Source organism: Legionella jamestowniensis, assembly GCF_001467745.1.
Taxonomy (GTDB): domain Bacteria; phylum Pseudomonadota; class Gammaproteobacteria; order Legionellales; family Legionellaceae; genus Tatlockia; species Tatlockia jamestowniensis.
The window spans coordinates 410,865-421,453 of record NZ_LNYG01000013.1 but is presented as its reverse complement, the minus strand read 5'-3'; the positions used below and the strand labels follow the sequence as shown (position 1 = coordinate 421,453).

Below are 10,589 nucleotides of genomic sequence, written 5' to 3'. Positions count from 1 at the left end.
TTGTAAAATGCGATATAAACGGGCCCTATGGGTTTTTGTTATAGCTAAACTGAGCTATTATAGCTTGATTATTTTCCCGCTTACAACGGAGCGTTTTAATGGTTGTTCGAACACGTTTTGCCCCTAGTCCCACTGGTTTTTTGCATGTTGGAGGCGTACGTACGGCTTTATTTTCCTGGTTGTATGCAAAGCACCATCAGGGTCAATTTATATTACGGATTGAGGATACTGATCAAGAACGTTCAACGCAAGAATCAGTACAAGCTATTCTCGATGGTATGGCCTGGTTAGGGCTTGATTATGATGAAGGGCCTATTTACCAAACTCAACGCTATAATCGTTATCGTGAAATTGCACAAAAACTATTGGATGAGGGTAGGGCTTACCGTTGTGAATGCAGTAAAGAACGTTTGGAAGCATTACGCGAGGCCCAACTGGCCGCCAAGGAGAAACCTCGTTACGATGGGTTTTGCCGTGATAAAAATTTACCTGCCACGGCTATACCTCATGTAATTCGATTTAAAAACCCCCATGTTGGTATTGTTTCATTTACCGATCAGGTATATGGAGACATTCATATCGATAATTGCGAATTGGATGATTTGATTTTAGTGCGTTCGGATGGTCATCCTACCTATAATTTTGCAGTGGTTATTGACGATTGGGATATGAATATTACCCATGTTATTCGAGGTGATGATCATATCAATAATACGCCGAGACAAATCAATTTATTCAAAGCCCTGGATGCACCTGTCCCTGTATTTGCCCATTTACCCATGATTCTTGGTGATGATGGCAAACGACTTTCCAAACGGCATGGGGCAGTTAGTGTACTTCAATTTAAAGAACTGGGTTTTTTACCTCATGCTTTGCTTAACTATTTAGTGCGGCTGGGGTGGTCTTACGGTGATCAGGAAATTTTTAGCGTCGCTGAAATGATTAAATTTTTTGATTTAAAAAATGTAAGCCGAGGTGTGTCAAGTTTCAACTATGAAAAATTGCATTGGTTAAACCAACATTATCAAAAACATGACGCTCCAGAAGAAGTGGCCAAGGCATTACAGTGGCATTTTCAACAACGTGGTATTGATGTTACCCAGGGGCCTAAACTGGAGAATTTAATTCCCCCTCAAGCGGAACGTTGCAAAACACTGGTCGAGATTTGTGAAAAAAGCCTTTATTTTTATCAAGACGACATTGAGTACGACGAAGATGCGGTTAAAAAACATTTAAGACCGGTTGTTTTGCACCCACTTGAAGCATTACTGCAAAAATTTACAGCGGTGCAACACTGGGAAAAAGATGTGTTGCAAGAATGTATCAATGATGTGAGTGCTGAATTTGACTTAAACATGGGCAAAATAGCGCAGCCCCTCCGTGTGGCGGTGACGGGCAGCAGCATGTCTCCTGCTATTGACATGACATTAACGTTACTGGGTAAAAAGCGTACTTTAATGCGTTTGGAACAAGGACTTGAACGAATACGTGCACGTGCGGCAAATGCCTCCTGATTAACCCTAAGTGGCTGCAAGCCTTGATTGTCATGCCATCAAGGCTTTCCTATTATAATTCTGTGCGAAGCCTTAGTTTTTTGCTTTTACAAAATCCACCAATAAAGGAAAATGATCCGAATCCCCATCATAAATGACTTCACTGTTCACAGGCTTTAGTGAAGGGGAAGAAAACATACGATCTAATCGTTCACGAAAACATAAAATAGCTATACGCCAACGCCAGGTGTAGCCCTTGAATTGGGTGGCATTCAGTGCATCAATAAAATTCTGGTTGCGCAGGTAGTTAACAACCCCACCATTGTCCCCCTCATTAAAATCACCAGCGATGATCGTAGGTATTTCAGGTTGTAGGCATTGTTTAACATGGTATATTTCCTGGAGGCGAATGGGTGGGGATGTGAATAAAGCATGGAACATAAACCCCATACTGCTTTCATTCACTAAAGGAGGTGTTAGGTGCAAATTGGCAAATTGTATAGGGCCTAATGAGGTGTCTGATTTAAAAATCCAAATGGGGTGCCAGCCGATTTGAGGGTGGATATATTCAATGGTTTCACAGGGGAATTTAGCGATTACTGCCAAACCTCCTGCATTATTATGGTGTTGAAAATAGCGATAAGGATAACGTTTACCGAAATTCTTTTCTAACATTTCCTGCCAAAACGGGGTGGTTTCTTGTAATAAAATGATGTCTGCATTTGTCTGTCTCAATGCATCCATGCTTGTCGTGGGGGAGGTAAGCTTCCAAGGCCCTTTTCCCCAATTAATATTGTATGTGCTAATTCGTAAAGTATCTGGCATATTCATTTATGTTATTTAAATATTACCAGTGGGATGCAGGATAGAGAATCTATTAATGGTGTTATCCTTAACATCACACGCCAAGTTATGTCTATTTTAACTATAGTCAAAATTTTCAAACGTTTGGAATCACGTCAATTGCAAGCATTAGCAAAGCAATTATGAAATAATCCTATTCCGACACACTGTTCTTCCAGTGCTCGACTTCGCATTTGATACCGCGACGAGCCGCCGGTAGGTAGGGAAAGGCTGAATAATGATAAGATACAGGGTGTCTTCGTTAACGCTCGCAAAGCACGATTCCAGTTTTTTGTCTGGCCAAAGATGATGCGCCTTGAGTAATTAAATTAAATCTTAAGATTTTGTTAATTTTCATAGTATAAAATATTTTCAATTTGTTTTATTACGTACAATTATGCCTCCAAAAATCACCGTCCCAAAACCAACGCAAGAAGAAATTGAAAAAAATATAAAAAGATATCATCCTTGCGATGCTAACCTGGAAATTATGCTAGCAGACCTCCTGGATCTCACCGAGGATATCTATGATGGTTTACTTAGCCGTATAGAAAAACCGGTCAATATTTCAAAGGCCCGGTTCAAAGAAATTCTCTATATAAAAGCACTGACTTTTAATTTTTTTATCAGCGGCAAGTTGATTATTGACAAGATATTTGATGAGCTTGAGCAAGAATGCGCTACCAATATGTCAGCTATACCTGTCCCTAAAGAAGAGCTTCTTAAAAGAAATTTGTGTCCAAAATACTACAAAGAGTTTACCGGAGATAAGCTAACGGACTGGGATAATAATATTATTGAAGAGTCTTATTACTGCCCGATAATTTCTAAAGAGATTTTAGAGATTAAACACCCCTTGGCCCTCTTAACTGATGTGCTAATGCAACAATTACGAAAACATAATGTGAACTTTGCTCCGCCTAATAAAGCCGCATTATTTTTAAAAACTGATGGATGGTTGGCATTTTTCGGTGTAGTTCCCAGTAAAAAGGCAGTAAAAACATTGCAAAAAGGAATGCTCTTTATTGATCCGCCTGATTATCCTGACACTGATTCCCGTCTTCATGGGGCTTATAGCCATGTTATCCAGGAATACATCATTTCAAAACTTTTGGAAAAGGGGTATTTAGGTAATCTAACGGTGCAAGGGGAGCCTGATATCACTGAACGCGAATTGGTGCAAGCTGACGCATGGCTTGTTAAAAACGGAGGAATGACAGGCGTTAGCACGTTATTTGATATTATGCGTGAAAGGAGACGTAATAAGTTTAAGATACTGGATGTATACCCAGATGAGGTATATGGTTTTACCAGTCCAGACTTTATCAATCAATATTTAATGCTCAATCCTTTTCGGTTCCCTCATTTATCGACATTGCTCTATAATCAATATGCCCACTCGACTTTTAACTACTTCAGCCAAATGTCGAATTTTGATAACTTTAGTCGAGAGGAACAGTTGGCTATTATGAATATTTACAATGGTCACACCGATTTTTCTAATAATGCGGCTCAATATCTTCACGAAAACCCAGAGAGCTATACCACTTTAAAAAGTTTGCCGAACAGCGCCATTGCACTAAAAACAAGACCTAAACCCCTTTTTCAATTTTCTCAAACGAAAGATGACAGTGCTTCTTACATTCGTGCACAAAAAAAAGCAGCAGGTATAGGTTCTAAGGAAAGAAAATTTGATGCTAATGAAGTGTTACTTTTGGATAGCCCGGCTTTGGATATTGGTAAAAATTAAGTCAACTGAAATCAAAGACTGATTTTCATTTTCGTAGTTAGCGTCCACCAAAACATACATTTAGTGTAACGGCATCGCGTGAGGGTAACCAATGACCATAATCTTCTCCCTCCCAATGGCTGGTTTCAGCCAGTTTCGCTTGAGCAACTTCAGGAGTAAGGCCAATACGTTGAATCCATTGTGAACAACGTTTTTTAATGTTATTACGAATTACACTTCGCATAAAAAAATAATGGGATGGGTTTAAGGCTTCATTCAAACTGTCATTGATGTAGGGTTTTAATAAATTATTCCCATCAACGCTTCGAGCAAATTTCCATTGATTGCCGTCTAAAACGATGAGGGGAGGGAGTGTTTTAGGTCCAATTTTTATTGCATGGGCCAAATTCATATAAAATTTCCATCCTGCATAATTGGCAGCCAGATCCCCATTGGAATAAATACCATTAAGCATTGTCCCGAATAAACCATCCTCTTGGCGCTGACCATGTGCAATAATGGCTGCATGAGCTTGCGCTTTAGATTTTCCGCGCGTAAGAGCGCGCATGTAAAGTTTGTAATAACCTCTTCCTTGCTGAAAGAAATGTCCTATTTTGTCTGTGCCAAAGTAATGACCATACATATTGATTGTTGGGGAAAGTAAAAAAAGTGTTCCTGGAGTCTGAGAAATAACAAGCCAATACACGGTTTTCCATGGCCAAATAGCATTAAAACGCATGGGTTGCAGCTCTTTGGGGAATTTACTCCAGTGAAGCCAGCGTTCAAAAGTAGCCTCAGGAAGCCCCACGCCAGTTTGTTTATAAATTAAATCAATAATATAGGCATCAGTATATCGCTTTGCCAATTGTGACGCTGCTTTTCGGCTCTTGTCGGCTTTAGGAAGAAGTGCTTCTATTTCTGCATTGGTTTGATCCATAGCCTGAATAAGGATAGAGAAAAGGCGATGACTGACCATAGGACCGATATCCACAAGTTCTTCCGGCGGTAAAGTGAACTGATCCGTTTCTTCTGCCTGGGTTTTTCCAAAACTGCATAGGCCTAACAATAAAATCCCAATCCAAAGGGAACGTTTTACAACAGTCATCGTTTTCTTATCCTTACCTACCTGTTGATTATTAGGCTCCATACTGCCTATGACAGTAAAATATAAAATACCGCCTCCTGTCTATAGGGTTAGCTCAAAAATTTAAGAGAAGCCTCTTGGTAAGAGTAGGAAGGTTATCTTCTATAAATGCCATTTTCAATGAAACTATAATGAGCATTCTCTGGGTGATAGCTTTCTCGTATGAGGAAGTGGCTATCTAGGATTCGAATAGAGCGAATGTCCTGAAGCTTTAAATTTCTCCACTGAGGAATGCCCCCAGATTCACTCTCGCCTGCATATTGAAAACAATGAAGCTGTTCCTCTCCACCTAAAATGCCAAAATGGTAGGGTTCAATAAATCGCTTTTTTTCATGGTAGCTACACTCGATTGTATTTCGAGCGTTAATCGCTTGAAATAGCTTTTCTTTTACATTCATTGGACTTACTCTTGGTTTCTTTACTATATATTTTAGTTAAAACGCCAATTTTTATAGCGTAAAATATAATTTTTTTAAGTAACTAGGATTTTTAATAATGGCGCAAGATTTAAATCAAGAAATTGAGAGTTTTAATCAGAAAACATTAACGCATGAACTAACTTCTGCTTTGATTATAGAGCATCAATTACGTGCAATTACGGATGATTTAATTCGAAAAAATCCTAATGAAAAGACGAAGCAATTACAAAGGCAGATGCTAGTTTCCGCTCAGGAATCTATAAAGGGAATGTTACAAGCGAGCTCAAAAGAAGAGTTTCTTTTACAGCAAAAACGGTTCAATCAATTGCTTTCAAATTTTAAGGAAAAATTTGATTTAGATGCTGATTTGGAAGCCCCTCTGGAAGATTACCGTTTTTGTAATTATCTTCTTCGTTTTTTGCGCGATGCGACACCGGAAAATATCGGTGAACACTATGAAAAGATGCCGCTTTGGTTTAAAGACCACTCCTATTACACGCATTGGAAAATGGAGTTGGATTTTTTAAAAGGTGAATCCGATCCAAAAATTTTTACAGCACACAAAAATGCAATGATTAATAATTTATTAGAAAATGAATCCTATCAACAACTCGCCAACCTCTCTTCGATGGCTTTGATTGAACAAAATAATCAATTGTTAACAAACAGGCGATTATCTTATTTGAAAGAAACGAATAACCGCAAGAAATTGCTCACTGATACCAGCTGGATGGGACTGGGTGCCTTGTTGGTGACAACGGCAGCAGTGTTAAGTATTGCTTTTCCTCCTCTTATTATTCCGGGATTAGTCATTGGGGGGGCTGTTTTAGCTTATGGTGCAGTTGATTTTATAAAAAATAGCGCTGATCTTTATAGTAAGTTCAACATGAAACCATTAGGCGAACGCAAAATTTCACCCACCACGCGTGACGAAATTGCCCAACTAGAAGATAAATTAAATGAGGGTGAACATAGTTTTGTTATGCGTCAACAATTGGAAAAGAAACAGTGGTCTACTGAAGAAAAATTAATAAAAGGGTTGGGTTACGCAGCCTCTTTCTCAGGCTTTGCTCTGGCACTTGCGGCATTAGCATTAATCATTCCTGGTGTTGGTGTCCCTATTGCTGCAGTGATTGCCGTTGCTGCAGTCTCTGTGGCAGTAACTGCCATTGCAGCAGGAGTTTTGGGAACTAAAATTTGGGGGGAACAACAACATCAGCGAAAAGTTCAAACACAAATTGAGGAAAAAATTGCAGCCGATGAAAAAATAATGACGAATATGGAAAAGTTAATTAATCAGCCCATCGTTCAGCCCAGTCTTTCAAATCATATGGAGAAGAATAAAGTGACTTTAACGCAGAAACGGGCATTGATGGCAAAAAACAAAAATGAGGAGGATGATTCTGATAGGGAAGGTTTTACAGAAGGTAGTGACGAAGACGAGACAGATAGTCGAATGGAAAAACCTTAATATTTCGCTAAGAAAGATATAGTATCATATTGTAAAATTTTTCGACAATAAGTGCTGTATGATTATACTATATATTCCTTTTTCTAGAGATGTAGCAGGCGACTTACTTCAATTGGCAAAGCAATGGATAAAGAATTATCAACAATATACTAAGGAAGACATTGTACTTCATTGCCATGAGGATGAGCATAAAGAAGACCATGAAGGGTTGATTACAGTTTTTATCCTTGCTCACGGTGCTGACAATGTTTCAGACAAAGTAGCAAATCATACTGATTCAGAGCTAAGTACATGGATTTCCATAGGCACCATGACCGATCGTTTTAACCAAGATATGCTTCCAGTTGCTCATCATATTTCTTCAATTCATCTCTATTCTTGTGGCACTAAACAAACTAATCATACTAAAGCATCTTCATTTCAACATGGATTTTTACGTGCTGAATCTAAGCCTGTTTATTATTATGCTGGGAGTATTTATGGCCCTAATCAGAACGGTGAATTTTTAAGTGAAGTAGGAAATAAATTTTACCCTAGCTCACAATTTAGATATCAACTGTTTAAATCACTTCCTACAGAAGGGGAAGATCATAGAGAGTCAGTTAAAAAAACACCTGCATGGATGCTTGCTGAAGCCAAAGAAAAAAAACGAGACCATTTTTTTTCAAATAATAAAAAACAAAGGTTGGCTTTATTTAATAATAATAGGAAAATTAATGATGACTCTAAAATCTGTATTCTTGATAATATGTCTGGACAGATTGTTGTTTCTTGTTCATGATCAAACTTTTAATTTGTAAGGTTATTTAATAGTTGTCTGGGTAGATAACTTATGCTGTCAACAAACTTGAAATCATACTCAAAGCCACGTTATGCTGATAACGTGGGCCGTTAGCTCAGCTGGTAGAGCAGGAGGCTCTTAACCTCTGTGTCATAGGTTCGAAACCTATACGGCCCACCAATAATTTACTCGCCTTTCCTTCAAAAATGCCAACCAGTTTTTTAAATGAACGACTTGCAGTAAAATTAGAAACCAATTCCTTCACACCCCGGTCTGAAATAAAGGCAAACAAATTATGAATAGTATTGAAAATACCTTTGACAATAAAAAAATAAAAAAACTTCCTCTGCTTATTAGTCAGTTAATTTTCTTAGGACGTTGGCTTCAAGCACCTCTTTATTTAGGATTACTTTTAATTTTAACGGCTTATGCTTATCGATTTATCACAGAATTATTTCATTTAATGGGGCATATCAACACTGCGGATAATACGCAAATTATGTTGGGGGTACTCGACTTGATAGATGTGGTTATGATTGCTAACTTATTAATCATGGTTATCATGGGGGGATATGAAACGTTTGTTTCACGATTAAACCTTAATAATCACCCCGATCAACCGGAGTGGTTAGATCATATCGATGCAGGAGCCATGAAAATAAAACTGGCCCTTGCCTTAATTGGTATTTCCTCCATTCACCTGCTCAGGACATTTATTGATCCGAGTAAACAAGCTTTTGACAGCGTACTATGGCAAGTAGTGATCCATTTGACCTTGTTGGTATCTGCGTTAGCGATTGCTTATACCAATAAATTGTTGTCACAGACTAATTAGGTGAGGGATGAGGTTATTAATTACTTGGAAGCTGTCTGTGGTTATAACAGCTTACCAAGTAGGTGTGTAGGGAGGTTTTAAAAGGTAGAATCTTGTTAGCTTAAGACAGATCCCGATGATTCTTCTTCACCTGACTGTATTGGGTGGGACATTTGTTGTCCATGTTCCTCCAATCGTTTACGTTTACGAGAAACTTCCTCTTTATTACTCCAGCGGTAGCCTAAAAATTCGCCTGATTTATTGCCCTCATCATCACGGACACCTGTACATCCCGCCCAAGCAATAACCCGTCTTGAACCCTGAAAACGCTGAAGAACTGTTGACAAGAAAAAGTAGCTCTTGTTGGTATTTTCCATTTGAAGATCGTAGAGCACCCTCATGGTATAAGGCTCTATTACACGGGGCTTTGGTTTAGATTCCTTATCGTCTACAAGACAAAAGTCTGGAATCTTAGTCTCAGGGGTGTGCTGATTGAAAAAACGGGGAGACGGATTAATATGGGGTACAGGCTCTGTATCCTTTTCTTTTTTAACGATGACGACCTCTTCAGGTTTAAATTGGTTATTTTCGATATCTTTTGCTAATTCATGGCTAAGGCTTGCCCCCATCCCAGATACCATCATCACCGTTGAGTCATACTTCGTAAGATCGACAAGGCCATCACTGGTATACCATACCCCATGACCAGAACATACGACTGGTGCGGGAGTAATTCCTTGATCAATTGACCACAATAGTGTTCTTAAATAAGGGGTTGTCTCCAGCTTGTTTTTAAATGTCAGCAACTCTTTTTTTACTTCATTAGAGACTTCAGAGGAAGCGAGTGCAGTATTTAGGATACGGTAGGCTTCTCTTATTTGCCAATTCGCTAAGACTTCATAATTATGACGGCGTGGAAGCTTAATAAATATGCCTGCTGTTTTCCAGGCGTAATAACTTATAGACTCATCCTGCTCCAGACGCACATGGTTTTCAGGATTAATATCGCTTGAATATTTATACCGAATGGATTCTCTTTTATTTAATTCTTTTTCAAAGAGTTGCAACAGCTCAAAAGCAATTTCGTTGATTTTCATACAAATAGGGTTGTTTGTTATCGAAATGACTATTATATGGGCTGATTATTAAGAAATTATTAATCCGATAAAACCTGTCACATATCGAGCATACCGTGACAAACGAGGTGGATTGCAGACTTAATTTAGCGAAAGGGGAAAAGCAATCTGGAGGCAAATAAATTAGGCTGAAAGCAACTTCATCGCATGCAGTTTTTACAAGATAATATTCTCACTTGCCAAGGCAACAATTTTTAAATTTCTTTTGGCTTCCACAAGGGCAGAGGGTGTTACGTGAAACTTTCGATTTCAAGGTCAATTTTTCGGGTTTAAGACCAGCTGTATAAAACCATAAGCCATTAACACTTTCAAATTGACTTAATTCATGAAGAACCTGAGGTTGATTATTTTCTCTAAAGCGAGCTATAAACTCGACATAGCCTTTATTAGGGTTTGATTCATCCTGGTACGCTTTAATTATTTTCAATCCAAGCCAGGTTATGCGGGCGGCCCAGTTTTTTGCATCTACTGCATCAAAACCTGCAAGCGGACCGCCAAGCATGGTTTTTTGAATATAATCAATGTTGGCTTGGCTATAGGCTGTATAACGTGAGCGCATTAAGGCTTCCGGTGTGGTTGGTGTAGCGGCACCATTAATGTAACGACCACAGCAAAGTAAATAATCCTTTGTGGAACCGCAAGGGCATGGATTCATGCTAACTCCTTAAATGTAATTTCTGGCTTTACAGAAAAAAGGACAGCGATATAATCGCGCACTCTAGCTATAATGCCAACTTATTCTTAGGGTAAGGAACCAGT

General features: G+C 38.7%; 10 protein-coding genes and 1 tRNA gene. 6 read left to right on the top strand and 5 right to left on the bottom strand.

All coding sequences use genetic code 11. The annotated features are described in order from the left end of the window. The first annotated feature begins 98 nt into the window (after positions 1-98). On the top strand, positions 99-1,514 hold the full coding sequence (gene gltX, locus Ljam_RS06255; protein WP_058449265.1) for a glutamate--tRNA ligase: 1,416 nt from the start codon (positions 99-101) through the stop codon (positions 1,512-1,514). A gap of 72 nt (positions 1,515-1,586) precedes the next feature. On the opposite strand, the gene Ljam_RS06250 is transcribed toward gltX, so the two are convergent. Continuing rightward, a complete protein-coding gene (locus Ljam_RS06250; protein WP_082651588.1) occupies positions 1,587-2,324 on the bottom strand; it encodes an endonuclease/exonuclease/phosphatase family protein in 738 nt (245 codons plus the stop codon). Positions 2,325-2,973: 649 nt separating this feature from the next. Between Ljam_RS06250 and Ljam_RS06245 the strand changes: the two genes are divergently transcribed. Beyond that, the gene (locus tag Ljam_RS06245; protein WP_193786982.1) at positions 2,974-4,086 is read left to right on the top strand and encodes a hypothetical protein; all 1,113 of its coding nucleotides are present in this window, start codon (positions 2,974-2,976) and stop codon (positions 4,084-4,086) included. Between the two features lie 37 nt (positions 4,087-4,123). Here Ljam_RS06245 and Ljam_RS06240 read toward each other — a convergent pair whose 3' ends face one another. Continuing rightward, positions 4,124-5,170, bottom strand: a complete 1,047-nt coding sequence (locus Ljam_RS06240) for a hypothetical protein (protein WP_058450750.1) — start codon at positions 5,168-5,170, stop codon at positions 4,124-4,126. Between the two features lie 134 nt (positions 5,171-5,304). Further along, positions 5,305-5,607, bottom strand: coding sequence for a hypothetical protein (locus Ljam_RS06235; protein ID WP_058449262.1), 303 nt, complete (start codon positions 5,605-5,607; stop codon positions 5,305-5,307). A 97-nt stretch (positions 5,608-5,704) separates the two neighbouring features. Between Ljam_RS06235 and Ljam_RS06230 the strand changes: the two genes are divergently transcribed. The 4 genes from Ljam_RS06230 to Ljam_RS06215 all read left to right on the top strand — a co-directional run bounded on the left by Ljam_RS06230 (position 5,705) and on the right by Ljam_RS06215 (position 8,715). Beyond that, the gene (locus tag Ljam_RS06230) at positions 5,705-7,099 is read left to right on the top strand and encodes a hypothetical protein (RefSeq protein ID WP_058449261.1); all 1,395 of its coding nucleotides are present in this window, start codon (positions 5,705-5,707) and stop codon (positions 7,097-7,099) included. Positions 7,100-7,157: 58 nt separating this feature from the next. Then, entirely contained in the window at positions 7,158-7,880 is a 723-nt protein-coding gene (locus Ljam_RS06225) for a hypothetical protein (RefSeq protein ID WP_058449260.1), read from the top strand. A gap of 104 nt (positions 7,881-7,984) precedes the next feature. Continuing rightward, positions 7,985-8,060: transfer RNA gene (locus tag Ljam_RS06220), tRNA-Lys, on the top strand. 115 nt (positions 8,061-8,175) lie between these two features. Beyond that, on the top strand, positions 8,176-8,715 hold the full coding sequence (locus tag Ljam_RS06215; RefSeq protein WP_058449259.1) for a TIGR00645 family protein: 540 nt from the start codon (positions 8,176-8,178) through the stop codon (positions 8,713-8,715). A gap of 95 nt (positions 8,716-8,810) precedes the next feature. Here Ljam_RS06215 and Ljam_RS06210 read toward each other — a convergent pair whose 3' ends face one another. Together Ljam_RS06210 and Ljam_RS06205 are read right to left on the bottom strand one after the other, a co-directional pair. Continuing rightward, positions 8,811-9,791 (bottom strand): DUF6863 domain-containing protein, encoded by a 981-nt coding sequence (locus Ljam_RS06210; protein ID WP_058449258.1) that lies wholly within the window; start codon positions 9,789-9,791, stop codon positions 8,811-8,813. A gap of 211 nt (positions 9,792-10,002) precedes the next feature. Next, complete coding sequence (locus tag Ljam_RS06205) at positions 10,003-10,485, bottom strand: YchJ family protein (RefSeq protein ID WP_058449257.1); 483 nt, start codon at positions 10,483-10,485, stop codon at positions 10,003-10,005. Positions 10,486-10,589 lie beyond the last annotated feature (104 nt).

Coding starts and splice junctions, on each gene's coding strand:
- Ljam_RS06250 (WP_082651588.1), bottom strand. CDS start 2,324: ATGAATATGCCAGATACTTTACGAATTAGCACATACAATATTAATTGG.
- Ljam_RS06235 (WP_058449262.1), bottom strand. CDS start 5,607: ATGAATGTAAAAGAAAAGCTATTTCAAGCGATTAACGCTCGAAATACA.
- Ljam_RS06230 (WP_058449261.1), top strand. CDS start 5,705: ATGGCGCAAGATTTAAATCAAGAAATTGAGAGTTTTAATCAGAAAACA.
- Ljam_RS06205 (WP_058449257.1), bottom strand. CDS start 10,485: ATGAATCCATGCCCTTGCGGTTCCACAAAGGATTATTTACTTTGCTGT.
- Ljam_RS06215 (WP_058449259.1), top strand. CDS start 8,176: ATGAATAGTATTGAAAATACCTTTGACAATAAAAAAATAAAAAAACTT.
- Ljam_RS06225 (WP_058449260.1), top strand. CDS start 7,158: ATGATTATACTATATATTCCTTTTTCTAGAGATGTAGCAGGCGACTTA.
- Ljam_RS06210 (WP_058449258.1), bottom strand. CDS start 9,791: ATGAAAATCAACGAAATTGCTTTTGAGCTGTTGCAACTCTTTGAAAAA.
- Ljam_RS06240 (WP_058450750.1), bottom strand. CDS start 5,170: ATGACTGTTGTAAAACGTTCCCTTTGGATTGGGATTTTATTGTTAGGC.
- gltX (WP_058449265.1), top strand. CDS start 99: ATGGTTGTTCGAACACGTTTTGCCCCTAGTCCCACTGGTTTTTTGCAT.